The organism is Rufibacter radiotolerans, assembly GCF_001078055.1.
In the GTDB taxonomy this organism is placed as follows: Bacteria; Bacteroidota; Bacteroidia; order Cytophagales; family Hymenobacteraceae; genus Nibribacter; species Nibribacter radiotolerans.
In genome coordinates, this window is sequence record NZ_CP010777.1 from 2,199,357 (window position 1) to 2,222,369 (window position 23,013).

Sequence of the window (23,013 nt, forward strand, 5' to 3'; positions counted from 1 at the left end):
TTAAACTGCCCAAATTATGAGCTTACTTGTTAATAGTGCAGGTTCCAGGGACCTACCTGCTTTGTTTTTGTAAAGGCCCTCAGTAACCATTTCCGGTTGGGCGGTAATTTCCCTTTTACCATAACCACGGGTTTCTGCGCTAGTAGCTTGACCAGGGCCGTGGAATCCTGGGCATTGCCACACTGCAAAAAGGCGCATCGCCAGGCCTCCGAATTCTCAAATTGGGTCTCGCGTTGCAGGCCCTTGTTAGAGTCGTACAGGGAGACTATGGTTCTTTTCTGTTCAAAGGCCAGCGAGGGCAGCAATTGATCATACACTACTACTTGCCTTTTGGCCAACCCTTTTTCTTTCAGAGCTGCTGCTACATGTTCGCTCCCAGGTAAGAGCGCCGCATTATCGGACAAAAGGTAGGTAGAGAAAGGCACAAGAAAAAGGGTGAAAGACAGGGCACCCAACAGCAGTTTCTCATTGTTTTCCCAAAGGCTTTGGCCCAGGTACAGAAGGACTAGTAACGATAAAACCGGGAACAGAAAAGCACCCGGAGACAAGGCTACCCCAACCGGCAACAGAGGGGCACTCAACAAGGCTAAGGACATACACCCATAAAAAAGAAAGCCAATAATGACCGAATTCCGCCGTTGGGATTCTGTTAATTCAGACAGCAGCCAGGCCATGAGTAAAGCCAGCCCCGCAAACAAAGGCAAGATGTACAAAATAAGCTTGGAGCCCGATAGGGAGAAAAACAGCAGCGGAACCAGAATCCAGAGCCCGAAAAGCTTTCTGTGGAGCGGGACCAGGTCCCATAGTTTTCTAAAGTGAATACCTAGCATAACTGACCAGGGCAGGCTAAGGACCGGGGCCAACACCAGGTAATACCACCAAGGCTTGGACCGGTTAAAAGCCTCTGGATTGGCAAACCGTTCCACTGTCTGCCGGAATAAAAAGTAGTCCACAAACCGTTGGTCCTGGAGCATTAGGTATACATACCAGGAGCTCCCCAGTCCCAGAAAGATCAATAGCCCCAACATCCACTGCCCTTTCCCTGCTTTATAGCCACCGCTATTGGCAAAGGCCATCATTACCATGACTGGGAAAAGCAGTCCTACCGGCCCCTTCGTTAAAAAGGCCAGCGCCAGGGCAATGAAAAACAGAAATAGGAACCCCGGCTTACCCTGAAGTTTAAACTTTACCCAAGCCCAGATGGCCAATAATTCAAACGTGGCCAGAAAGGAATCGGTGGTGAGGTTACGGGCCGAAATGAGGGCTGCAGGCAGGGTTACATAGATGATGAGCGCCGTCATGGCCACTTTTCTGCTTTTGAAAAGCAGGCACCCAAGCCCGTAAACCAACCCCGCTTGCACCACAAAAGATACCTGCAGGAAAAACCGGGCCCCGAATTCATTTACGCCAAACACGGCCATGCCCACCGCGGTGATCATGTAGGTAAGGGGTGGCTTGTGGTAATGCAAAATACCCAGCAACCGGGGGTGCAACCAGTCCCCGGAGGCCAGCATTTCCCGGCTTATTTCGGCGTAGCGCGCCTCACTGGTTTCCAGTACTCCCCAGGCCCCCAATTGGAAAAGTAGCGCCCCTAAAAGCACCAGTAAAACCACCCAGAAGGCGTTGCGGCTATACAGCCAGTCTTTAACAAACATACGAGAGACGTCTTATTGGGCTATTACTTGCGAGGCCTTCTGCTCGCGCATACCCAGCATTAAATTCCGGCTGTAGGCCACTATGCCAAAGGCCTGCCCCAGAAAAAGCACCGGGTCTAGCCGTAAAATAGCGTACAGGATGATCATCAGACTGCCCACCAGGCTGATGACCCAGAACCCGTTAGGCAAAACGGAGGCCTGGACTTTTTCTGAGTAATACCATTGGTACACAAACCGGAGGGTGAACACCGCCTGCCCTACCCCACCCCAGGCCACCAAGGCGCCAGAAATACTGCTGTGTTCCCAGATATACCCCAGGCTATAGACATTGCCAAACAATAACCAACCAGTGGCGGCCACTGGAAAAACAAGAGAGGGCCACCGTACCCACCAGGGTAAGCTTTGCCACACATTCTTAAACCTAAGGTTCCGCAGGTAAATAAAGTAGGAAACCATCTGCCCGGCCATGATCACAATGTCGTTTCTTAACACGCCATACAGCATCAACAGGATAGAGGCAAGCAAACTGAAGGTCCAGAACGAGGTAGGTGAAAGTACTTTCCCGGCCCGTTCAGACTGAATCCATTGCACCAGAATTCTGGAGGAAAACAGAAGCTGCGCCAGGAGCCCCAGGCAATAGATGGCTATCTCAGACCTGTTCATGGTGTTCCTGGGGTTTATGTATTTCCTGTTGTGCTACCTGGTAGGAAATGTAGCGTTTCCGCATCCATCTAAACGCAAAGGTGTCATTCAGGGGGCCCCAGAGACGGTTAAAGAGGTGGTATTTGGCGGTGCCGGCGTACCGTTCAAAGTGCTGTACCGGCAGCTGCTTTACTTTCCCTTTCTGCAATTGGATAAGGGCCGGCAAAAACCGGTGCATGCCATCAAAGAAGGGGATGCGCCTGGCATATTCAGCGTTCAGGATTTTAAGTGGACAGCAGGTATCCTGAATGCCATCATTGATCATGAGCCTCCTGAACTTATTGGCTACTTTGGAAGATACTTTCTTGACCAGGGTGTCCTGCCGCTTCGCCCTTATGCCGTTCACCATCTGGAAGGCAGGGAGGTATTCAAAGAACCGCAGAAAATCCATGGGCGAGGTTTGCAGGTCTGAGTCAATATACCCAATGTAAGTGCTGTCTGCCTGGTCAATGCCGGCTTTAATGGCGGTGCTCAACCCGTAGTTTTTGTCAAAGGAGAGGTAGCTATACAAGGGGTTCTCACGGCAGATCTGACTTATCATGTCAAGGCTGCCGTCAGAGGAACCGTCATCTATAAACAACACCTGCGTTGGCATGGGCGATAGTGGTAAAAACTCCTCCATAGATTCATAGAAATGAGGAAGGCACTCTATCTCATTGTAGACAGGTACAATGATGGTTAAGGTTTGCTTGTCTTTCATATCTCTGGTACAGCTAATTGACTCCCTCTTCTTAAGCTACCAATTCACTTTCCTCCCTGGTACTTTGCACCAAATGAGAATATCAAAATACATTTCCCTTCTGGTAAAGGCAGCATTTAGGTATTCCTTCTTCCGGATCAGAAGTGCAACCCCACCTAAGGAACACTTGCCGTCCTACAAGTTTTAAAGCACTTAAAAGGTTAAAGGGGTTTTAGTCTTAATGCGTAAAAAAAACCTGAAGGAAGGTCTTAGTAGTATACCCTTGCAAATATGATTAGTTGTACTATAAAAGCTATTTATTAAATATTATAAAGACTTAGATGTGTTCTTAAAAAGAAAGTATGGTAGTAAACGCTGGTCTTATATTATACCCCTCCTTTCGGAATACCGTATTATTCAGGAGAGAGTGGCAAAAGGAAACCTGGGAATTTATTTGGAGTCATAACGGATGAAACAGGAAGCCTCCTTTAAGGAGAGCATTTAAGACCTTGCCTTCTTTTTTTGACGGAACCCTAATCTCCTTCTTCCCTATTACCAGATTTCTACCAGCCAGAAAGAAAGCCATCATGGAGACTCTACCCATAACCGTGCGCCGGTCCATAGAATTTATGGGGCTGTTCTTTTTGGGTTGGCTATTGGTCAGTGGCGGAGGCATTATTGCGCCCATTTTCATTGCTTTTTTCTTCAGCATCATGCTTCTGCCAGTCTACCGGTTTCTGGTGAGGAAAAGGTTGCCAGAGGTGGTGGCCATCACGCTGTGTATTATGCTTTTGCTGATCATCTTTGGCCTTATCCTTTGGTTTTTCTCGTCGCAGGTTAGAAATCTGGTGAATGATCTGCCGGTGATTCAGCAGAACATCAAAAACCATCTGGCAGCCTTGAGCGCCTGGATTAACAGAAAAACCCATTTTTCCCCCAATGAGCAGCTCAATTTCATTGATGAGCAAAGTAATAGGCTTTTAAGCTATGCCGGTAAAATGCTTGGTGGTGCCGCAGGTTCTTTTACCTCAGCGGTGGTTTTCATAGGCTTGATGCCTATCTACGTCTTCCTAATTCTGTTCTATAAAAACATTCTGCTGCGGTTCATTTTTCTGTGGTTTCCTAAAAAAAGGCATACCCGGGTAAGAGACGCGCTCAGCGAGACCGAAGTGATTATAAAAAGCTACCTCATGGGCCTCCTGATCCAGATCAGTTACATGACCGTGCTGGTGGGCGGCACTTTGTTTTTACTAGGCATTAAACACGCCCTGCTCATTGGTATCATCTTCGCCTTTCTCAACCTCATACCCTATGTAGGGGCCCTGATAGGGAATATTCTGGGGGTGCTCCTCACCCTGGCCTCCTCGCAGGAAATACTGCCTATTTTTCTGGTTTTGGGCACCATTGCCGTGGCGCAGATTTTAGACAACCATATTCTAATGCCGCGCATTGTGGGCTCTAAGGTTAAGATCAATGCGCTGGCCACCATTGTGGGGGTGCTGGTGGCCGGAAAGATGGCCGGCATTGCGGGAATGTTTTTGTCATTGCCCCTGATTGCGGTGTTAAAAATAATCTTTGACCGAACCGACAGCTTGAAACAATGGGGCGTGCTGTTAGGTGATGAGCGACCCACGGCCACCCCCATGACCGCCCCTGAGCTAAGGCAGCAGACCGAAACCGTGAAAACCAAACTGGAGGAAGAAAACGAAATAAAACCACCTGATGCGTAGAGCAAGCGCCAATAACTCCTGAAGGATTCTCTACATCCCGAAGGGATAGGTTTCGGGAGTGAGATGTCCGTCTGGAGAAAGGTGCAGGGGGTGGACCGCTTTGGTTTTGTCCAGGAAAAGGAAAGCATCATAGCGGCCCGACAGTTTAGTAGGCACATAATTGCCCCGGTCCCGTTCAGGTCTGTACACGACCCCAATGGCCCGGTGCCCCATCCAGCCTTTAAAATATTCTTTCAAGGCCGGCTGCTGGTCAAAGAGCAAAAGCTTATTTTCTGGCGATGCAGCATGCAGGATCTGCTCCACGCTTTTGGCAATAGCGGGTGGCACGGGCATTTCCTGCATGGGAGCATTCCAGCCCCGGCCGGCTATCACTTTTCCTTCATATGACCCAAAGCCCACCAACACTACTTCTTCAAGGGCATGTTGTTCGCGCACTAGTTGCCCCACATTGATCTCTCCGCTGGCGCCCATGTCTGTAAACCGCGCATCGCCTATGTGGGTATTGTGTTCCCAGATAATTACTTTGGCCTCTGGGCCGTGGTACCGCATGAGGGTATTCAGGGCTTCCACCATGTGGGTGTCGCGCACGTTCCAGGAATTACCCCCGAAGGCGGACATGGTTCTGTAATATTTCTCTCCGTTGGCCGCTACCAGGGCATTTATCTCTGCGTTCAGACCGGCCTCTGGTGACTGGTTGTATTGGCCGGCCTTCTGCCTTACCTCCAGCAGGAGTTGCAGCACGGCCTCGCGGCAACTGGGTTTCATGGAACTCAGGCCCCTGGCATAGGCTTCTTCTTCGCCGTAGGGCTCAAAGCAGTCAATAGCCCGGCGGGCGTATTCAGCCGCCTCAGGGTCTTCCTTTTCCAGATACTCCACTATTATTTTCAGGGAATCCCACATGCTGTACACGTCTAGCCCGTAAAAGCCAATCCGGCGGTCATGGGCCAGGGTAAGGTTGTGGTGCCGCAGCCAGTTGGCCAAGGCGGCAATTTCCCAATTAGCCCACATCCAGGTAGGCCACCGGTCAACCAGGGTTAAGACATCAGCAATGGATTCTGCCGTGTCTGGGTGGTTTTTCACCCACCGGTTAATCTCAAAACAGTCTGGCCAGTCGCCTTCCACGGCAATAAAGGAAAAGCCTTTCTCCAGGATAAGGCGCCGGGAGATTTCGCTCCGCCAGGTGTAGTATTCATGGGTGCCGTGTGAGGCCTCCCCTAGCAACACATACTTGGCATCTCCTATCCGGGCTAGCAGGGGGTCCAGGTCCTGGGCGTTCTGGAGCGGAAGGCAATATTTGGCCAGGCCGGTGGTAGAAGCAGTAGAAGTGGCCATGGGTTTGTTGTGGCTAAAGGATATTTTCTAGATTCTGGTATGCCACATCTCCCCTGGCCCACCCCATGGAGCCAGTCCTTCGTATCATTTACAGCAGCTTTTTGTTGTTTTTTCCTGCCCGGTTGTATTCTTAAAAACGAAGGGGGTAAGCTTTGGTTAATGTAACCCGTAAAAGCTCTTGTTATTGCCGGGGCAAAAACCACCCTTCCTTTTTCATGCTGCCATTTAAGGCCTGTTTTCTGAAAAACGGCTCTAAAACGCACTTGATTCAGTTAGGTAGCATTTTACATTACCAATACTGCTGCTCCTTGCAGTTTCCCATTCCGGAGGTCCTCCAGCGCTTGGTTGGCCTGTGCCAGCGGGTAGGGCCGGGTTTCGGTTTTTATGCCTACCCTGGGCGCCAGTGTCAGGAAATCTATCCCGTCCTGGCGGGTAAGGTTGGCCACCGACCTGACTACCCGTTCCTCCCACAACAGGCGGTAAGGAAAAGCGGGAATGTCACTCATATGGATGCCGCCGCACACTACCACCCCGCCTTTGTCTACATCTGCCAGCGCCTTGGGCACCAGCGGTCCGGCCGGCGCAAAAATGATGGCCGCGTCCAGCTTGACCGGCGCGGGGTCTGAGGAATTACCCGCCCAGGTGGCACCTAATTTCAGGGCAAACTGCTGGGCGGCCGTGTCTTCGTCTCTCGTGAAGGCGTAAATTTTAAGTCCCTGGAAGAGCGCCACCTGAATAAGGATATGGGCTGCGGCGCCAAAGCCATAGAGACCCAAAGTGGATACCCCTTCGCCTATCATGCCATAGGACCGGTACCCAATTAAGCCTGCACATAACAAAGGCGCAGAAGCCGGGGTCGCCACTAATGTTTCCAGCGGAAAGCAGTACCGCTCATCCACCACCGTAAATTCGGCGTAACCACCATCTAAAGTATAACCGGTAAAAAGGGCGTTCTCACAGAGATTCTCTTTCTTCTGAAGGCAGTATTTGCACTTCCCGCAGGTATACCCCAGCCAGGGCACGCCCACCGCTTCGCCTTCCTTTACCAGCGTCACGCCTTCTCCGGCGCACACTACCATGCCCACAATCTCATGCCCCAGAATAAGCGGTAATTTAGGCTTGGGAAGTTCGCCGTCTAACACGTGCAAATCGGTGCGGCACACCCCGCAGGCGGTTACTTTTATCAGCACCTGCCGGGGCCCCGGCGAAGGTACTTTTGCCTGCCTGAGGACCAGAGGCTCACCGGGTTTTTCCAGCACCATTGCCTGCATGTACAGTGGTATTTCAGTGGGCATAACAATCATTGAAGTTAAGAAGCAGCAAGTGGCAGGGTACCTTTCAGGTATATGGGCCTAACAAGGGAAAGGTTTATTTTTAACAGAACGGCTATCCACACATACTCTTCCTTTTATTGGAAAGTGCTTTTACCGGGAGGCGGCCCAAGATTTTTCGAGCTTTGATATGGGCTAAGATTTTAGAAGGTATCTGCTGTTTTGGGCCTGTTTTGGCCAAAACAGGCTCAAAACGCCGACTAGCTTGACTGCCCGGTCAATCCCAGGCAAGGGCGGCATTGGGAATACTTCGGGTACCGGGCCCAAATTTATTTCCGTATTTTTGTGGCTTCCTTAACACCAATGCCCGTGCTGGAGATTATTTATGAAGACGCGCAGTATGTAGCCATCAATAAGCCCAATGGCCTGTTGGTGCACCGCACGCGCATTGCGGAAGAGAAAAAAGAATTTGCGTTGCAGCTGCTGCGCGATCAGTTGGGGGTACGGGTGCATGCGGTGCACCGCCTGGACCGGGGAACCTCGGGGGTGCTTCTGTTCGCCAAATCTCCGGAGGCCACAGCCCCCTTTGTGAAAGCCTTCGCGGAGCGGCAACCAGACAAAACCTATTTTGCCATTGTGCGGGGCTACGCCCCTGAGGCCGGCACCATTGACAGCCCCATCAGGCCAGACAAAGACCACCAGCACAAAGAGGCCCAGGAAGCCGTCACCCATTTCAGCAGGGTTGCCACGGTAGAGCTCCCCATTCCCGTGGGCCGCTACCAGACGGCGCGCTACAGCCTGGTGAAGATAAAACCTGAGACGGGTCGCATGCACCAGATCCGGAAGCACTTCGCGCATTTGCGGCATTACATTGTTGGGGACAAAAAGCACGGCGATTGGCGCCATAACCTCATGTTTCTGGAGCAGTTAGACAGCCCTTTTATGCTGCTGCATGCCGCCTCCCTGCGGTTTGAGCACCCTTTTACCGGCCAAACCCTTGAATTAAAGGCACCCTTGCCTGCCAATACGCTTCGGCTTTGCCAGAAATTTGGCTGGCTGCCGGCCCTGGCTGAAGAGCAGGAACTTCCCCAACCTATAGCCATTGATTGGTAGACAGCTGGTCATCTTACGCCTTCTATTTTAAGGTTATTATCTCTTGAATTGGGGCATTCTTTCCCGTTTCCAGAAAGGAATCCTATTGCCAAAAGGATTTTAACTTAAACTTCTGGGTAGGAATAAGTACATTTTTATATTGACTTCGTACAACTAAACTCACTCCCCCCTCCTCACTCCGCTGCACCTTCTCTGGAAGGGTATTTTGCTTGTATTGCCTATCCCCCAGGTATTTGGTCACGCTGGTTCTACATTTCACCAATAGCAAAGGAGGTCCCCATGGGCACATTTCTGGTAGGCAGAATGGACGGCTCCGTTCTGGAGCTTTCACAAGAAGAAGTAAATCACCTGGCAGAATCCTTGCATGGTCAACTTCTCACCCCCACCTCCCCTGACTTTGATAAGGTAAGAGCTATCTGGAACGGCATGATTGATAGAAAGCCGGGCCTTATTGTGCGGTGTACCAGCGCTACAGACGTGATGCAGGCAGTTGATTTTGCCAGACAACACCAGTTGCGCGTGTCTGTGCGCGGCGGCGGACATAATATTGCAGGAAGTGCCCTAAACGAGGGAGGCCTCATGATTGACCTGCAATTGATGCGGTCCGTGAGGATAGACCCGCAGAAAAGGATTGCCCGGGTAGAGCCAGGCTGCACCCTGGCAGACTTTGACCATGAGGCGCAGGTATTTGGGTTGGCCACCCCGGTTGGCATCAATTCCACTACTGGCATTGCCGGGCTTACTTTGGGCGGGGGCTTTGGGTGGCTCAGCCGTAAGTACGGCATGACCATAGATAACCTGCTCTCTGCAGACATAGTCACCGCCAACGGCCAGCTGGTTCAGGCCAGCCAAGACCAACATCCAGATCTTTTCTGGGCCATACGGGGCGGGGGCGGCAATTTTGGGATAGTGACCTCCTTTGAATTCAAGCTTCACCCGGTAGGGCCCGAGATCCTGTCGGGGCTCATTGTCCATCCTTTCCAGGACGCTAAAAAGGTCTTGCAGTTTTACCGCGAGTTTGCGGCCGGCTTGCCAGATGAAACCTCTGTCTGGGTGGTGTTACGGCTAGCCCCTCCACTGCCCTTTATTCCGGAGGAATGGCACGGCAAGCCCGTAGTGGTATTGGCTGCCTTTCATGGAGGCGACATGGGGGAAGGTGAGCGGGTACTGGAGCCGTTGCGCCGCTTTGGAAAACCTATTGCCGATGTGATTGGCCCTCACCCCTATGCCAAATGGCAGCAGGCGTTTGACCCATTGCTTACCGCCGGTGCCCGCAACTACTGGAAGTCCCATAATTTCACTGCCTTACCAGATGACCTGGTAAATATAATGCTTGACTATGTCAACCAGCTCCCCTCTTCTCAGACAGAGATCTTTGTAGGGCAGGTAGGCGGCCAGATGAAGCGGGTGCCAGACCAGGAAACTGCCTACCCGCACCGAAACGCCAATTTTGTCATGAATGTGCATACCCGCTGGGAAACCGCGTCTGAAGATAAGGCCTGTATCCAATGGGCCCGGAACTTCTTTAAAGACTCAGCCCCATTTGCGACCGGCGGCGTGTACGTCAATTTCCTGACGGAAGAGGAAACCGACCGGATACAAGCCGCCTATGGGCCAAACTATGCGCGCCTTGCAGAGGTAAAGGCAACCTATGACCCTGATAACCTTTTCAGATCTAACCAGAATATTATCCCTACCAAAGAAAAAGCCACCCATTAAAGTCATCACAGTTTGTCCTGTAGTTCAAAACCCATTCTATTATAGGCTCATTCTATTTTTTTATCATTTAATATAATTTTTCTTAAATTTTTTTAAGCTTTTCCAATAAAACTACGTACATAATACTGTTCCCCTGTAATGCTTAACTGTCTTTGCCATGAAGAAACTCTTCTTCCTTCTCTTAGTGGTTATGGCTTGTGGGCTTCCCGGGCATAGCCAGACAAACATCACCCACACGCTGCAGAATCTGGAAAAAGCATACCAGGCAGAGGCTAACGCCACCCGGCGGTATGAGCAATTCGCGGCCAAGGCCACTGAGGAAAAGCAACTACAGATTGCCAAACTCTTTAGGGCCATTTCCAGGTCAGAGGCTATTCACATGAAAAACCATAAGGCCGCCATTATGAAACTGGGTGGCAAACCGGGTGCGTTGGTGTATGAACAGGTGCAGGTGAAAACCACCCGGGAAAACCTGAAAGAGCCCATTGAAGGTGAAAAGCAGGAAACAGAGGCGTCTTACCCGCAGTTTGTAAAAACAGCCAGGCAGGAAAAAGCCCCAGCGGCCGTTACCACCTTCACCTACGCCTTAAACGCCGAGGCCCAGCATGAAAAACTGCTGGAGGAGGCGCTGGATCACTTCGGGAAGAATAAAAAAATGGACTACTACGTGAGCAACGTGACCGGTTCCACCATTGCGGTGATCCCCGGCAATGCGGCGCCAAGGCCGGTACAGAAAGGAGAGAAATTCATAAAAGTTCTATAGCCGCTTTTTCGCCGGTAAATGTAGAGAGGCAGTTATAGCAATTAAAAAAGCATTCTGTTCACAGCCATACCAAACTTAAAACCACACCACCTACCCTATTCCTACCACTATGAAGGAAACCATGAAAGGACTTGTTTACGGCGGGCCAGGTAAGATAGAGTTGAAAGAAGTACCCATGCCTACCTTGGAGAAACCTACTGATGCGCTGGTAAAAATCTTGAAAACCACCATCTGCGGCACCGACCTGGGCATCTTGCATGGGAAAACCCCTTCCTGTAAACCTGGCACCACCCTGGGTCATGAGGGCGTAGGCATGATAGCAGAGGTGGGCCCCGGAGTAAGGAGCTTTAAGAAAGGCGACCACGTGATCATTTCCTGCATTACCTCAGACGGCACCTGTGAGTACTGCAAAAAGCAAATGTATGGCCACTGCGAAGACGGCGGCTGGATTCTGGGCCACCTCATTAACGGCACCCAGGCCGAGTACGTCCGCATTCCGCACGCAGACAACAGCCTGCACCATATTCCGGCGGGCTCAGATGAGGAAGCCCTGGTCATGCTAAGTGATATCCTGCCCACCGGCCATGAGATAGGCGTGTTGAACGGCACCGTGAAGCCCGGAGACATCGTTGCCATTGTGGGCGCTGGCCCCATAGGCATGTCGGTGCTGCTGACGGCGCTTTTCTACTCCCCCGCCAGAATTTTCATGGTAGACCTGGACCAAAACCGCCTGGAGGTAGCCAAAAAGTTTGGGGCCACAGACATCATCAATTCAGGCAAGGAAGATGCAGTGCAGAAGATCCTGTCTGAAACCAAGGACGGCGTAGACGTAGCCGTTGAGGCCGTGGGTTTCCCGGGCACGTTTGACATCTGCCAGCGTATCATCCGCCCCGGCGGGCACGTGGCTAACGTGGGCGTACACGGCAAGCCGGTAGACTTGCAACTGCAGGACCTCTGGATCAAAAACATCACCATTACTACCGGCCTGGTGAACACCAACACCACGCCCATGCTTCTGAAAACGGTCATGTCTGGGCGTATTGACCCTAAAAAACTGATCACCCACCATTTTAAACTAGATGATGTGCTGCATGCCTATGAGGTTTTCGGCAACGCCTCGCAGGAAAAAGCCATGAAGGTAATCATTGAACCTTAACCGCAGTTGGAAAGCAAAGAGGTGGTAAAGACATAAAGGAAAACCAGGTCAGGCCCTTCGGGCGAAGTAATTTAAGGAATCCGTTGCTCATTTATAGGGGCAATGGAGAAAAGGCGTTTAAAGGCCGTTTTGGGGAAAACGGCTTTAAAACGCCTTTTCGACATTTACACCTTGGCTGAAAGCAAGGTAGAACAGGAACCTGTTTCTATTTCTTGGCTTCGGGCTGCACTGCCATCATTGGTTTAACAGAACCCTGCCCGGGGTAAGAATCCGGGATCTGTTCCCCCAGCAATTTCCCCCAGGGCTTGAGTTCCTCAATGCGATCAAACACGATCTTGACCACCGCCATAAACGGAATAGACAGGAACATACCAGACACGCCCCACAAGGCGCCGCCCAGCAATACCGCCAGAATGGACACCAAGGCATTCAACTGCACCTTGCTGGACACAATGCGGGGCACCAGCACGTTGTTGTCAATAAACTGAATGACGGCATAAGCCCCTATAATGGCCAATTGGGTGGTGTAGCCTTCCTGGGAGACCGTCGCGATTAAGACGGGCAGCAAGATGGCCACCAACCCGCCAATGTAGGGAATCATGTTCAGGATGGCCCCAATCACGCCCAGCAGAATGGCGTAGGGCACTCCTAAAAGCGTGAGGGCAACAGAGTTCATGACCGCCACAATAGACGCCTCAATCAATAGCCCCACAATATAGCTCTGCACCGCAGATTTGGTCTCATGAAGGATTTCGGCTACGTAGCGGGTATTCTTATTGGAAAACACCTCAAACAGGAAGTTCAGGATAAGGGGTTTGTACAGCAGGAACAGGAAAATGTACACCGGAATAAGGAACAGCAAGCTGAAGATGCCCAGCACGCTGCTCACTGTCTGGCCTACCAGGGCCTTTCCGCTGCTGGCGGTGTCTTTCAGGAACTGGGTCTGCTTCTGGATACTGATCCCGAACGTGGTTTCGGCGTAGCGCTGGATATCTGATAAGATCTGACTGAACTTCAGCTTTAAGGCCGGCACCATTTCCCCAAACTGGATGATCTGGGTGGAAAGAAAATAGAGGATTATGCCCAGCGCCGTAATAGCGATCAGGAGGGTAAGTAAAATAGCCACCACCTTCGGGATGCCCATGCGCTGGAACCGGTTGTTCAAGGGGTTCAGCAAAATAGCCAACAGCAGGGAGAACGCCACCGGGATGAGAATATCGGCCATGATAAACATCACGTACACCAACAGGATAATCCCCAACAGAATAATGGTGGACTTTTTATAGAAAGGGTCAGAATAGGTCATGCAGCGTTGTACTAATTAACCACAAAATTGTTTCCTGAGGAAGAAGAATCACGTTGCCGCCTAATAATCTAACCTTTTCCCTGGACCCGCTTTTCAGAAACCTGCTACAAGAAAATTTGTAAGTGAGCAACTTGCCACGAGAATGCATTACCCTTTTTTGATTTCCGTTTTGGGCCTGTTTTAGCCAAAACGGCCTTAAAACGAAAAAAGGCGTTTCCCTCCAGCTGGGTCAGGCGGGTTCAAATTCCCTCAACCCCTCCGTCACCGTACCGTAAGCGTATAAGCTTTCTTGTCATGCAGAAGGAACTTCTTCTTTTTTAAGATAGGAACAACTACCACCTCATTTAACTGGGCAAAACCCTTTAAATACCCTATTAAAAGATTTAAAAGAATCATAGTATGGAAAGAAGTGAAGGAGCAAATTGGAGCAGTGAATTAAAGGAGCTGGGTGACAGCTCTTACCAGTTAGCCAAAGGCGAGCCAGACATTAGAGGCTGGAATATTTTTGATGGCCAGGGAAAAAGGATAGGCGAGGTGAAAGAACTGCTCTGTGACGCCCATGCCCGCAAGGTCAGGTACCTGGTAGTAGACCTGGAAGGCAACCTCCTGGACCTAGAGCCCAGAGACATTCTGGTTCCTATTAGCCTTGCCGAGCTCCACCCTTCTGAAAAGGCAGTGATTATTCCGCAGGTCTCATCAAGGCAATTCCAGGCTCTGCCAGCCTATCACCGTGACCAACTCACCCCAGAAATGCAAACCCAGGTCCAGCGCATTTTCGTGGGCGACTATGTCTATCGTCCGGGAGTGGCCCAGGGTTCTGGCCTTTCTACTTCTGAAACCTACCCCCTGGACGAGACCATGAACAAGCATGCGGAGGGAGAAACCCAGCGGGCCCAGCATGTGATTGGTTTGTTCACTACCCCACAGGAAGTAGACCGAAGGGTGCAGGCCCTGTCTAACCACGGCTTTCCGAAGGAGCAGGTGGAGGTTGCCATGCGCCAGTCCATTGACCCGCAGAGAGGGCTTTCTCCCAAGGACTTTGAAGCCTATTTCCGGCAACTGTTCTCCACGCAGGCAGAGGCGGACCAGAACTTTGAGAAATTCAGGCAAAGCAACGCGCTGGTGGTTGTGAAAGCCTACCATCTGGAGGAAGCCAACGCCGCCGCCCGTCTGTTAGATGCCTCCCGCGCCCCAGAGACAGAGATTATGGTGGAACCATTAAGGCAACCAGAACCTAATGCTGCCCCTGATATTTCTCCGGCAGACCAATACTCCACTGCTTCTACAGAAGGCCGTAGGCCTTACCAGGAGAACGAGGTGGAGATACGCGTCACCCACCAAAAACCTCATACTCCCCTCCCAGAAATACCTCTGAAAGAAAATAGGAGCCGCCAGGAAGAGAATACCCAACCAGAGCCCACCCAGGCTCAACCTCCAGCTGCTGAGTTTGGAAGCTTCCAGGAAGGTTCTATTGAATTGAAGGAGTTTGCAGAGATTCCTATTGTGTCAAAAGAACCACATGTAGTGGAGGAAATCAATATTGCCAAAAAGGTAGAGGAACGGGAAGAAACCGTTAGAGACTCAGTTATAAGGACGGAGATTGACATTGAGAAAATCAGGAAAGACCCACCCCGGCAGGCTCCTCCTCCGCCCTCTTTCTAATACATTTATTTGGGTTTGCGCAAGGGCCATCCGTTGCCATTGCGCAAACCTAAAGCTTCACTCTATTTTAGGCCAATTTTCAAAAAAACGGGCCTAAAACACCTGAGTACCTTGGCCCTGAATCTATAAGGCAGAAAGTACCTTGGGGCAACCTAGCTTTTACTCAAAAGACCGGTAATTCAACTGCCTTACGCTAAGGAATAAATATTGAAACATAACCTGCTTTAAGGTGAGGCCAGATTTCATCCCCCTAAATTTCTGGCAGCAGGGTACCGCAACAGTACAAATACACCATTCTTAATATATTTACATTTTAACATATTTCACTAGCTTATAAAGAAGCTCTTTATTCAATTTTAACTTATTGATTTACAGACTTTTATATTTTTTCATGCGTTAAAAACTCATTTTTAGCAGCACCCAACCCGTTACCTTATTTTGGATTTTTACAATTTTTATATAGTAGTTTAGCAACTTATGAATAACAGGTACGTTTAGCAATCCAAAGAAATAATGATATGAATCAGAGATCAGACTTAAACCAGGAACCTACGCAGGGTGGCCACCCATCTCCGGTGGGAGACGCCAATCGGCAGGGTAATTTCTCCCAAACCATTCCGGTAATTGAAGAGAAGGTAAATCTGGACAAGGAGGTAGTGGAGAAAGGGAGCGTGCGCATAACCAAAGTGGTGAGTGAGCAGGAGGTACCTGTGAATATTCCCCTTCTTCAAGAGGACCATGATATACAGCGCGTGGCCGTAAACCAGTACGTAGACACGCCTCCGCCTCCCCTTCGCTATGAAGGGGACACCATGATTATCCCTATTCTACAAGAGGTTTTGGTAGTGGAGAAACGGCTGCTGGTGGTGGAGGAATTACGCATTACCAAACACCAGGTCCAGACCCATGAAACGCAGCATATTAGCCTCCGCAAGGAAGAGATCAAGATAGAACGGGTCTCCCCTAATACGGCAGATAACAGCAGCAACCCGGTTTAAACGCCCTGGTTTATATCACTTCATTTCTTTTTAATTATTAATCCTATACCTAACTAATCAACAAGTAAAACTATGGCACAAACAGTAATTGGTATTTTCGATAATTCAGCAGAAGCACAGAAAGCAGTACAGGAATTGAAAAGCCTTGGCATTAGCAATGACAGAATAGATGTGTCAAGCGCCAAAGCAGGTTCTTCCGCTTCTACTACTGGTTCTTCTTCCTCCTATACAGGCACCTCTAATTCACATTTAGGGGACACGCCTAATGAGTCCCTGGCCCATGACGCCACCGACAATGATGGCATCTCAGGCTTCTTTAAGTCTTTGTTCTCAGATGATGACTACTCAGCAAGAGCTTATTCTAATGTAGCCCGCACCAGTGATTGCGTGGTGACCGTGCATGCCCATTCACAGGAGGAGGCGCAACGTGCCGGCCAAATCCTGGACCAATACGGATCAGTAGATTTAGACCAACGCGCCACTGAGTATGGCTTTTCCCGTGACAACGCTACCGGAACTCAAGCTATTCCCATTATTCAGGAAAACCTGGAAGTTGGAAAGCGCGAGGTAGAAACCGGCGGAGCCCGTTTGCGCAGCAGAATTGTGGAGCGTCCGGTAGAAGAGCACCTGCGCCTTAAGTCTGAGCACGTGCGGGTAGAACGCAACGCCGTGAACCGCCCGGCCACGGAGGCAGACTTTAACCGTTTTCAGGAAGGTGATATTGAACTGACTGAGCGGGCCGAAGTGCCGGTAGTAAATAAATATGCCCGCGTAGTGGAAGAAGTGTCTTTAGGCAAAGAAGTGCATGAACGCGATGAGGTGATCAGAGACACCGTGCGCTCTACAGAGGTAGACGTAGACAATCTCAACAAAGACCGCACCCGTCTGGACAGTGATCGCACTAATGACCTTAACAAGGACAACGACCGTGACAGACTGGACCTGGATAACGACCGGACTACTAGAATCTAACCGTTTTCAAAATACCAAAAAAGCGACCTTCAAAAGGGGTCGCTTTTTTAACCCTTTCCTGTTATCAAATGGTGGCAGGAATTACCCATTCTAACCTTAAACAAAATAAAACTATGGCTAATTTAGATGTACAACCAAAAAGCAGCAGACCCTGGTGGTTGTGGCTTTTGCTGGCCCTTGTGGCTCTTGCCTTACTGTTCTTCTTAATGCGCGGCTGTGATCGTAATGACGCAGACGTAGACAGAACCACCACTACTGAAACCACCACTACTGAAACTACCGCGGTAACCACCGATGATGATGGCGACGATGATGACTGGAACGATCTGAACCTTGACGCCCCCGCCGCCGCCTATGAAGAGATTACTGATAAAGACATAGACGTACGCGGTACAGACAATTACGCCGTGTATAGCCTGGATGAAACCATCCTCTTTGGAAGTGACAAAAGCACAATCCAGCCGCAGGCCGCTGACAAATTAAAACAAGTGGCCGCATCCTTAAATAAACGCTTTGCCAATGGCAAGGTACGTATCTATGGGTACACAGACGCCCAGGGCAGCGCCAGCTACAACAAAGAGTTAGCCGAAGAGCGCACCAAGGCCGTGCAGGCCTGGTTAACTGAAAATGGCAATGTTTCTAAAGACAACGTTTCTATGCACCCCGTTGGAGAGTCAAAACCAGTGGCTACCAATGAAACCGCCGCCGGACGCCAACAAAACCGCAGGGTTCAGATTGTAGCCCGCAAGGTTAAATAAGTCGGGGATTCCCGTAAACTACTTTGTTTTAATTTGTAAAACCGGTGTTGCCCGCAACACCCTAAAAATAAAACCATGGAAAGAAACCCTAATTATAATGAATCAAACCGCCTGCAGGAGTTGGGCGGCAGTGACTTTGAAATTGTAGACAACCAACCCAATATCAAAGGGTGGACCGTTAAAAACCAGCAAGGCCAGACCATTGGCGAAGTAGAGGAACTCATCTTTGATACCCAGGCCCGCAAGGTGCGTTACATGGTAGTAGACATTGAAGGAGACGTGTTGGACCTGGAACCACGTGATGTGCTTATCCCTATAGGGGTAGCCCAACTGCATGAGGCAGATAATGACGTGATTTTGCCAAACGTGACCGTGGAACAACTCAGGGCTTTACCCACCTACGAATCCGGAAGCCTGGGCCGTGAGGTAGAGTCTGCCGTTTGCTCTGTGTTTGGAAGCGTTGCGGGCGCCGCCGCAAGTGCTGGTGCCGCCCTGACTGGCTCTAACCGTACCTCAGACACAGATGACTTCTATAACCAGAAAGTTTTCTCTGACCAATCTTACCGCAACCGTGGCACTGCCACTGATTACACCTCCAATGAGTATACCTCAGAAACCACCGGTACCCGCCGTGATGGCGACACCGTGATCCCCATCATTGAGGAGAACCTGGAAGTTGGAAAGCGTGAAGTGGAAACCGGTGGTGTGCATGTAAGTAGCAGAATGATGGAGCAGCCCGTAGAAGAGCACGTTCGCCTGAGAGAAGAACGCGTGATTGTGGAACGCAATACCGTTGACCGCCCGGCCACTGAAGCAGATTTGAACGCCTTCAAAGAAGGTGAAGTGGAACTGACTGAGCGTGCCGAGGTTCCCGTGGTAAACAAAGAAGCCCGCGTGGTGGAAGAGATTACCCTGGACAAGGAAGTGGAAGAACGCGATGAGGTAATCAGAGGCACCGTGCGCTCTACAGAGGTAGACGTGGACAATCTCAACAAAGACCGGACCCGCCTGGACAGTGACCGCACCAATGACTTAAACAAAGACAATGACCGCGACAGACTAGACCTGGACAATGACCGGACCACCAAAATCTAACCGGTAACCGGTTTATTAAAAGAAAAGGCGACCCCAAAGTTGGGGTCGCCTTTTCTTTTACCCTATATTTTTAAGGAACTAAGCTATTACTTCATCTGCATGATGGCGGCAATGGATTCTATTCCTTCCCAGAGAAACTTAATCTTTACATTTTCATTCTCTGCGTGTTGGTTGTTGTCATAGTTCACAATGGGCACGGTAATGACTTTGGTTCCCAGGATCTCCTCAAACAAATACAGCGGCAGACTGCCTCCCATAGACGGGATGAGCACCAGCGATTCTTTGGAAGTACTTTGCAGAGCGGCTTGAATGGTTTTGGCTATGGGTAAATCCATGGGCGTGCGTTGGGCGTTGTACCCGTGCTCTATTTCAATTTTTGCCAGGTTTGGGTATTTGGCCCGCTCCGCTTCCGTAGGTTCTTGGGTTAATACATGATACCCCCGGCTTTTTACATGGGCAATCACCTTTTCTACCTGCCGTTGGTAGTCATTTCCTTTCACCAGGCGCAAGTCAAGGGTAGCCACCGCCTTTGTAGGAATTACATTGCTGGCCATGGCGCCTACATTGGCGCTTTGCATGCCGTTAATATTAAGGGTGGGCTTCATGAGCGCCTCTACCAACGGCTGCTCCGGGTTCTCGGAGGCGTAAATGCCAAGTTCTTTTTTCAGGAGGGCATCCTGGCTAGGAATCTGGGCCAGGGCTTTTTTCTCAGAAGCGGTAAGCGGGGTCACATCCTCATAAAAGCCTTTGACCAATACCTTCCCTTTTTCGTCTTTCATGGATGCCAGGAGATGGGCAAGTTTAAGAGCGGGGTTAGGAGCCCAGTTACCGTAGTTTCCGCTGTGCAATGGGCGCTTGGCGCCATACACGGTCAGTTCTATATTCACATCTCCGCGCACGCCATACACAATGGTCTTTCTTCCGGAGACATGCCGGGGGCCATCAATGATCACCCAGCAGTCGGCCTTCAATTTCTCTTTATGCTTTTTGAAAATTTCATTTAGGTGTATGGAGCCTACCTCTTCCTCGCCCTCAAACAGAAACTTTATGTTTACCCCCAAACGCTGACCAGTTTCCACCAACGCCTGATAGGCATTCAGAATGGCCATAACGCCGGCTTTGTCATCGGCGGCTCCCCTGCCCAAAAGGCGCCACTCAGGGTTAATTTCCGCTCCGCTTTTGTAAGGCCCCAGTATCTTGCCTCCGCTTTCAAGGGGCGCGGTGATCAACACCGGTTTAAATGGATCTACCCCGGCGTACCATTGCTTGGGGTTCACGGGCTGCCCGTCATAATGGGCATAAAACCCGATGGTCTTGCTGGCGCCCGGGGTTTTTATTTCCCCAAAAACAGCCGGCGTCACCTTAGGGGTGGTACCTGTCAGGAGTTCCGCCTTTATTCCCCGGTCCGCCATGAGATCCTCCAGGTAAGCGGCATTTTTCAGGATATTAACCGTGTCTGTGGACACGTTGGGAATGGAGAGAAACGTGATGTAGCTTTCCAGCAAGGCCTTCTCCTTCTTTTTAAGGTACTCCTGAAGGGATTGGCCCTGCGCTGTGCCGCCATAAAGAACTAACAGAAATAAAAAGCTAAAGGAATAACAGAAGCGGCTTTTCATAGATAAAAGGCTAAAGTAAGATGGAGATAGAACAGGCAAGAATAATAGGCACCAGCCCTCAGGGTGATTGTTCCGTTTTAGGCCTTTTTTCCGGAAAACAGGCCTAAAACGGAAATGCTGTTTTTAAGTAAAAAAATTCGTGATACCATAGCGAGCTAAACAGTAAAAGTCATTTACAAAGGCCTTCACTTCAGCTTATTTCTTCCCATGTTTCTCACCTGGGTGGTAGGTGGCTTCGGCGCGTTTCTCCACGTCTTGGCGGTAGTAGGCGGCGTCTTTGAATTTCACGTCGGCGTAGCGTTGGCCCTGGTCAAAAAAGTGCGGGGAGGCTGGGTCTCCGCTTTGCCCGCCGGCCAGCATGGTCTTAGCTTTTACCTTATCGCCAAACTCCACCACGGCCACAAAGCTGTTGCCCAGGGTGCCGTACAACTTTTTGGTGTTGTAGGTACTGGACCCGAAGGAGGCCAAGGCTCCCCAGTTACCTGAGGCCATGCCAATGGGAAGGCTGGGCAGGGCATCATTGAAGGGCTGCTTGATCTCCCCGTTCACGCGCTGGAACCGGTTAATCTCTCCCCAGGGCATTTTCCAAGTGCCAAAATCTTTTTCCAGCTGGTCCATGCTTTGGCTGAACAGCGCCAGGCGCTCTTTCTCCAGGGCTACGTTGGCGTAATAATTCATCCGGTCCATAAGCGCCAGGCTTTTGGGGGCGCTGCCGTTCTTAAAGGCGTTGGTAGCGTAAAAATGCGCCAAAGACATAGCCACTGATTCTTTAGACACCGCGTAATCCCAGCGGCGCATCACGTCTATGGCTTCCTTCAATTTTGGGTCAGTGGGCTTTTGGGCATCAAAGGCTTTCACCAGGCCCGGCACCAACACTTCAAAAGCAGGAAGATAGGGGTCATAGGCTAAATTGATGAGTTTATCCAGGGTCAGGTTATTAGCTTTCTTGAGTAACCGGATGGCGTGCACCCCTCTGAAGTTCTCGGGGGCCGGGGCCATGTAGGCGGGGTAATCTTCTTTTTTAGGGCTGTACTCTCCGGCACCGGTATAAGGCGTGGAATTACAGTTCTGGATCCAGCCATTGGGCGGGTTTTTGATGATGATGGTTTCTTCCAGCGGATGCAGTCCTTGCCAGTCGGTTTTGGGGTTGCTGCCATCTACCGGTTTGGTGTAGTCAAAGGAGGTGTCCCGTCTGGGGAAGAAGTTGCCGTGGTAGTAGGCGATGTTACCGTCTGCATCTGCGTAGACCGTTCCGTTAGAGGAGTTAGTACGCATCTGCATCATCTGGTTAAACTCTTTCAGATTGCTCTGCTTAGTCCGTATAAAGGATTGGGTAAGGGCTTCCACGGGTTTCCACATTAAGGCGGTGGCTACCCATTTGTCGCCGTTCTGGTGGGTAATGGGCCCGTGGTGAGTGCGGTAGGTAGTGAAGGTTTTCTGCTTCACCTCATTGCCGGTTTTATAAGCCAGCGTCACGCTGGAAGAGGTCACCGGGCGCTTTTCCTGGCCATAGCGGTAAAAAAGCTTGCCATCTTCCTTCACAATGGTTTCCTCAAACTCATCTATCACATCGGTGTACGCCGAGGTATGCATCCAGCCGGTTTTCTCATTGAAGCCCTGGTAGATAAAGAACTGCCCCCAGGTGACGGCCCCGTAGGCATTCAGGCCTTCTTCACTGACGGCGTGCACCTCTCCCCTGAAAAAGAACGAGGTGTGGGGATTGATCAACAGCATGGCCTTGCCCGAGGCGGTGTGTTTACCCGAAATGGTAAAGCCATTGGAGCCCTGCGGTTCCTGCAAAATGCCAGGCTTCACCAGTCCACTCTGGCCCTGGAGGAACCCCATGGAATTCTTGGTGCCGTAGAAGGCTTTGATCCTTTCCGTGGAGACACTTTCAATATCGCCGCCAATAGAACCCTCACTGAAGTACATGGGCATCCAGGGCTCAAACCGGGTGAGGAGTTTCGGCTTTACCTCGGGGTGGGTGAGCAGGTAATAGTTAATACCGTCGGCGAAGGAGTTACAGAGGGCTTTAAGCCATTCGGGGCTTTTCTCATAGTGCTGCACCGCTTCCTCTTTGCTCATATACAACCTGGCCCTCAGGTCACTGTAGAGCATCTCCTCCCCTTCCACTTCGGCCAAACGGCCGATGGCCCACAGGTAATTACGCTCCACCCGGTTAAAGTCATCCTCGCACTGCGCGTATAACAATCCGAAAACGGCATCGGCATCGGTTTTCCCGTACACGTGCGGCACGCCAAAATCATCCCGGATGATGGTGACCCGGGCAGCCTGTTCCTGCCACCTTTTAAGGTCCTGGGCAGAAGAAGCCTGTTCCTTTACCGAGCAGGAGAAGAGAAAGGTTAAAAGCAGGAAATAAGAGAAGAGTTGTTTGCTGAGATGTGTCATGGCTGCCAGAATTGGATGTACCAATTTAGGCAGAATTGTCTGATTCTGTATACCCGGTTTAATTCTCCTTTTACCGT

At 50.6% G+C, this 23,013-nt stretch carries 18 protein-coding genes; 10 read left to right on the top strand and 8 right to left on the bottom strand.

The window, feature by feature from the left end:
* Positions 1–29: 29 nt before the first annotated feature.
* The 3 genes from TH63_RS09170 to TH63_RS09180 are packed head-to-tail and all read right to left on the bottom strand — an operon-like array spanning position 30 to position 3,057.
* A complete protein-coding gene (locus TH63_RS09170; RefSeq protein WP_048920688.1) occupies positions 30–1,655 on the bottom strand; it encodes an ArnT family glycosyltransferase in 1,626 nt (541 codons plus the stop codon).
* Between the two features lie 12 nt (positions 1,656–1,667).
* Positions 1,668–2,318: a lipid-A-disaccharide synthase N-terminal domain-containing protein gene (locus TH63_RS09175; protein WP_048920689.1), complete on the bottom strand. Its 651-nt coding sequence runs from the start codon at positions 2,316–2,318 to the stop codon at positions 1,668–1,670.
* The gene (locus TH63_RS09180; protein ID WP_048920690.1) at positions 2,305–3,057 is read right to left on the bottom strand and encodes a glycosyltransferase; all 753 of its coding nucleotides are present in this window, start codon (positions 3,055–3,057) and stop codon (positions 2,305–2,307) included. Before TH63_RS09180 ends, TH63_RS09175 begins: the two co-directional genes overlap by 14 nt.
* Before the next feature lie 566 nt (positions 3,058–3,623).
* On the opposite strand from TH63_RS09180, the gene TH63_RS09185 reads away from it, so the two are divergent.
* Positions 3,624–4,766 (top strand): AI-2E family transporter, encoded by a 1,143-nt coding sequence (locus TH63_RS09185; protein ID WP_048922707.1) that lies wholly within the window; start codon positions 3,624–3,626, stop codon positions 4,764–4,766.
* 30 nt (positions 4,767–4,796) lie between these two features.
* Here TH63_RS09185 and TH63_RS09190 read toward each other — a convergent pair whose 3' ends face one another.
* Both TH63_RS09190 and TH63_RS09195 read right to left on the bottom strand, forming a co-directional pair.
* Positions 4,797–6,098: an erythromycin esterase family protein gene (locus tag TH63_RS09190; RefSeq protein ID WP_048920691.1), complete on the bottom strand. Its 1,302-nt coding sequence runs from the start codon at positions 6,096–6,098 to the stop codon at positions 4,797–4,799.
* Between the two features lie 284 nt (positions 6,099–6,382).
* Entirely contained in the window at positions 6,383–7,393 is a 1,011-nt protein-coding gene (locus tag TH63_RS09195) for a zinc-dependent alcohol dehydrogenase family protein (RefSeq protein ID WP_048922708.1), read from the bottom strand.
* A gap of 339 nt (positions 7,394–7,732) precedes the next feature.
* Between TH63_RS09195 and TH63_RS09200 the strand changes: the two genes are divergently transcribed.
* From TH63_RS09200 to TH63_RS09215, 4 genes are all read left to right on the top strand, one after another.
* Positions 7,733–8,482, top strand: coding sequence for a pseudouridine synthase (locus tag TH63_RS09200; protein ID WP_048920692.1), 750 nt, complete (start codon positions 7,733–7,735; stop codon positions 8,480–8,482).
* A 279-nt stretch (positions 8,483–8,761) separates the two neighbouring features.
* The gene (locus TH63_RS09205) at positions 8,762–10,201 is read left to right on the top strand and encodes an FAD-binding oxidoreductase (RefSeq protein WP_082161608.1); all 1,440 of its coding nucleotides are present in this window, start codon (positions 8,762–8,764) and stop codon (positions 10,199–10,201) included.
* Positions 10,202–10,358: 157 nt separating this feature from the next.
* Positions 10,359–10,964, top strand: coding sequence for a rubrerythrin family protein (locus TH63_RS09210; RefSeq protein ID WP_048920693.1), 606 nt, complete (start codon positions 10,359–10,361; stop codon positions 10,962–10,964).
* Positions 10,965–11,085: 121 nt separating this feature from the next.
* The gene (locus TH63_RS09215; RefSeq protein WP_048922710.1) at positions 11,086–12,120 is read left to right on the top strand and encodes a zinc-dependent alcohol dehydrogenase family protein; all 1,035 of its coding nucleotides are present in this window, start codon (positions 11,086–11,088) and stop codon (positions 12,118–12,120) included.
* Positions 12,121–12,325: 205 nt separating this feature from the next.
* Here TH63_RS09215 and TH63_RS09220 read toward each other — a convergent pair whose 3' ends face one another.
* Complete coding sequence (locus TH63_RS09220) at positions 12,326–13,426, bottom strand: AI-2E family transporter (protein ID WP_048920694.1); 1,101 nt, start codon at positions 13,424–13,426, stop codon at positions 12,326–12,328.
* A 399-nt stretch (positions 13,427–13,825) separates the two neighbouring features.
* Between TH63_RS09220 and TH63_RS09225 the strand changes: the two genes are divergently transcribed.
* The 5 genes from TH63_RS09225 to TH63_RS19805 all read left to right on the top strand — a co-directional run bounded on the left by TH63_RS09225 (position 13,826) and on the right by TH63_RS19805 (position 18,911).
* Entirely contained in the window at positions 13,826–15,088 is a 1,263-nt protein-coding gene (locus TH63_RS09225; protein WP_048920695.1) for a PRC-barrel domain-containing protein, read from the top strand.
* Between the two features lie 518 nt (positions 15,089–15,606).
* Positions 15,607–16,086, top strand: coding sequence for a YsnF/AvaK domain-containing protein (locus TH63_RS09230; protein WP_082161609.1), 480 nt, complete (start codon positions 15,607–15,609; stop codon positions 16,084–16,086).
* Between the two features lie 72 nt (positions 16,087–16,158).
* Positions 16,159–17,058, top strand: coding sequence for a YsnF/AvaK domain-containing protein (locus tag TH63_RS09235; protein ID WP_076606451.1), 900 nt, complete (start codon positions 16,159–16,161; stop codon positions 17,056–17,058).
* Positions 17,059–17,171: 113 nt separating this feature from the next.
* Positions 17,172–17,816 carry an OmpA family protein gene (locus TH63_RS09240; protein ID WP_048922713.1) on the top strand — a complete coding sequence of 215 codons (645 nt, stop codon included), beginning with the start codon at positions 17,172–17,174 and terminating at the stop codon, positions 17,814–17,816.
* Positions 17,817–17,891: 75 nt separating this feature from the next.
* Positions 17,892–18,911 (top strand): DUF2382 domain-containing protein, encoded by a 1,020-nt coding sequence (locus tag TH63_RS19805; protein ID WP_053093770.1) that lies wholly within the window; start codon positions 17,892–17,894, stop codon positions 18,909–18,911.
* Positions 18,912–18,997: 86 nt separating this feature from the next.
* On the opposite strand, the gene TH63_RS09250 is transcribed toward TH63_RS19805, so the two are convergent.
* Both TH63_RS09250 and TH63_RS09255 read right to left on the bottom strand, forming a co-directional pair.
* Positions 18,998–20,527, bottom strand: a complete 1,530-nt coding sequence (locus TH63_RS09250; protein ID WP_048920696.1) for a M20/M25/M40 family metallo-hydrolase — start codon at positions 20,525–20,527, stop codon at positions 18,998–19,000.
* A gap of 195 nt (positions 20,528–20,722) precedes the next feature.
* Positions 20,723–22,936, bottom strand: coding sequence for an acylase (locus TH63_RS09255; RefSeq protein ID WP_048920697.1), 2,214 nt, complete (start codon positions 22,934–22,936; stop codon positions 20,723–20,725).
* Between the last annotated feature and the right edge of the window lie 77 nt (positions 22,937–23,013).

Coding starts and splice junctions, on each gene's coding strand:
- TH63_RS09170 (WP_048920688.1), bottom strand. CDS start 1,655: ATGTTTGTTAAAGACTGGCTGTATAGCCGCAACGCCTTCTGGGTGGTT.
- TH63_RS09175 (WP_048920689.1), bottom strand. CDS start 2,318: ATGAACAGGTCTGAGATAGCCATCTATTGCCTGGGGCTCCTGGCGCAG.
- TH63_RS09180 (WP_048920690.1), bottom strand. CDS start 3,057: ATGAAAGACAAGCAAACCTTAACCATCATTGTACCTGTCTACAATGAG.
- TH63_RS09185 (WP_048922707.1), top strand. CDS start 3,624: ATGGAGACTCTACCCATAACCGTGCGCCGGTCCATAGAATTTATGGGG.
- TH63_RS09190 (WP_048920691.1), bottom strand. CDS start 6,098: ATGGCCACTTCTACTGCTTCTACCACCGGCCTGGCCAAATATTGCCTT.
- TH63_RS09195 (WP_048922708.1), bottom strand. CDS start 7,393: ATGCCCACTGAAATACCACTGTACATGCAGGCAATGGTGCTGGAAAAA.
- TH63_RS09200 (WP_048920692.1), top strand. CDS start 7,733: ATGCCCGTGCTGGAGATTATTTATGAAGACGCGCAGTATGTAGCCATC.
- TH63_RS09205 (WP_082161608.1), top strand. CDS start 8,762: ATGGGCACATTTCTGGTAGGCAGAATGGACGGCTCCGTTCTGGAGCTT.
- TH63_RS09210 (WP_048920693.1), top strand. CDS start 10,359: ATGAAGAAACTCTTCTTCCTTCTCTTAGTGGTTATGGCTTGTGGGCTT.
- TH63_RS09215 (WP_048922710.1), top strand. CDS start 11,086: ATGAAAGGACTTGTTTACGGCGGGCCAGGTAAGATAGAGTTGAAAGAA.
- TH63_RS09220 (WP_048920694.1), bottom strand. CDS start 13,426: ATGACCTATTCTGACCCTTTCTATAAAAAGTCCACCATTATTCTGTTG.
- TH63_RS09225 (WP_048920695.1), top strand. CDS start 13,826: ATGGAAAGAAGTGAAGGAGCAAATTGGAGCAGTGAATTAAAGGAGCTG.
- TH63_RS09230 (WP_082161609.1), top strand. CDS start 15,607: ATGAATCAGAGATCAGACTTAAACCAGGAACCTACGCAGGGTGGCCAC.
- TH63_RS09235 (WP_076606451.1), top strand. CDS start 16,159: ATGGCACAAACAGTAATTGGTATTTTCGATAATTCAGCAGAAGCACAG.
- TH63_RS09240 (WP_048922713.1), top strand. CDS start 17,172: ATGGCTAATTTAGATGTACAACCAAAAAGCAGCAGACCCTGGTGGTTG.
- TH63_RS19805 (WP_053093770.1), top strand. CDS start 17,892: ATGGAAAGAAACCCTAATTATAATGAATCAAACCGCCTGCAGGAGTTG.
- TH63_RS09250 (WP_048920696.1), bottom strand. CDS start 20,527: ATGAAAAGCCGCTTCTGTTATTCCTTTAGCTTTTTATTTCTGTTAGTT.
- TH63_RS09255 (WP_048920697.1), bottom strand. CDS start 22,936: ATGACACATCTCAGCAAACAACTCTTCTCTTATTTCCTGCTTTTAACC.